The organism is Pseudomonas sp. PA-4-8C, assembly GCF_021606625.1.
Lineage (GTDB): Bacteria > Pseudomonadota > Gammaproteobacteria > Pseudomonadales > Pseudomonadaceae > Aquipseudomonas > Aquipseudomonas lactis.
Genome location: NZ_WKCD01000526.1, coordinates 1 through 1,455, shown reverse-complemented (window position 1 = coordinate 1,455; position 1,455 = coordinate 1). Strand labels below are relative to the sequence as shown.

Here is a 1,455-nt window from a genome sequence, read left to right as displayed (position 1 = left end):
GGCGAATACATGCAGAAGGGTATTGCCCAACTGGCTGACCTGCGCAAGCGCATCGCCAACGTCAAGATCAACGATAAGAGCCAGGCGTTCAACACCGCTCGTATCGAAGCCCTTGAGCTGCAAAACCTGCTGGAAGTGGCTGAAGCGACGGCGATCGCCGCCGAGGTTCGTAAAGAGTCCCGTGGTGCTCACGCTCGTGAAGACTTTGAAGATCGCGACGACGAAAACTGGTTGTGCCACACCCTGTACTTCCCGGGTGACAAGCGCGTAACCAAGCGTGCCGTGAACTTCTCGCCGAAGACGGTGCCGACGTTTGAACCGAAGATTCGGACTTACTAAGGGTGGCTGCCATGTTGAAAGTCAGTGTTTATCGCTACAACCCTGATCAGGACGCTGCGCCGTTCATGCAGGAGTTCCAGGTCGATACCGGTGGTAAAGACCTGATGGTGCTGGATGTACTGGCACTGATCAAAGAGCAGGACGAGGGTTTCTCCTATCGTCGCTCTTGCCGTGAAGGTGTGTGCGGTTCCGACGGCATGAACATCAACGGCAAAAACGGCCTGGCGTGCATCACGCCGCTGTCCGCCGTGGTCAAAGGCAACAAGCTGATCGTTCGTCCACTGCCAGGTTTGCCGGTTATCCGTGACCTGGTCGTCGATATGAGCATCTTCTACAAGCAATACGAGAAAGTTAAGCCGTTCCTGCAGAACGACACGCCGGCTCCGGCCATCGAGCGTCTGCAGTCCCCGGAAGAACGTGAAAAGCTCGATGGCCTGTACGAGTGCATCCTGTGCGCTTGCTGCTCGACATCCTGCCCGTCCTTCTGGTGGAACCCGGACAAGTTCCTGGGTCCAGCTGCCCTGCTGCAAGCCTACCGCTTCCTGGCAGACAGCCGTGATACCAAGACGTCCGAGCGTCTGGCTTCGCTGGATGACCCGTTCAGCGTATTCCGCTGCCGCGGGATCATGAACTGCGTCAACGTATGTCCTAAAGGCCTGAACCCGACTAAGGCCATTGGTCACATCCGTAACATGCTGCTGCAAAGCGGCGTGTAACTGACGTTGTAGTAAAGCAGGACCGTTGTGCCCGTAAATGCTGCGGCGCAGGCTTCAACCGGCGCCGTAGTTTTAACTTGAGCAGCGACTTACAAAGCCGCGGCTCTTATTTTGAAGAAATGAGACAAGCAGGGGCATTCGGGTTGGTACCCGAACTATCAGCGTGATCCTAAGTGGCTTGTTTTGGTCGCTGCACTTGGCCTTTTGCAAGCAAACTCGGTGTTTTCGCCGGTGGTGTCCCCAAATCGAGGGTGACCAAGCATGCAAGAAAGCGTGATGCAGCGCATGTGGAACAGCGGCTATCTTTCAGGTGGTAACGCTGCCTATGTGGAAGAGCTTTATGAGCTCTACCTGCACGACCCTAACGCTGTGCCAGAAGAATGGCGCACCAAATTTCAGA

2 protein-coding genes and 1 pseudogene are annotated in these 1,455 nt (G+C 55.7%); all 3 read left to right on the top strand.

Annotation, left to right across the window (positions count from 1 at the left end):
• A pseudogene (gene sdhA, locus GIW04_RS30675) lies at positions 1–339 on the top strand (succinate dehydrogenase flavoprotein subunit); the annotation flags it as partial.
• A gap of 11 nt (positions 340–350) precedes the next feature.
• On the top strand, positions 351–1,055 hold the full coding sequence (locus GIW04_RS30670; protein ID WP_003172807.1) for a succinate dehydrogenase iron-sulfur subunit: 705 nt from the start codon (positions 351–353) through the stop codon (positions 1,053–1,055).
• Between the two features lie 261 nt (positions 1,056–1,316).
• Positions 1,317–1,455: 2-oxoglutarate dehydrogenase E1 subunit family protein (locus GIW04_RS31660; protein WP_442962829.1), on the top strand; the 139-nt coding region annotated here is incomplete at its 3' end.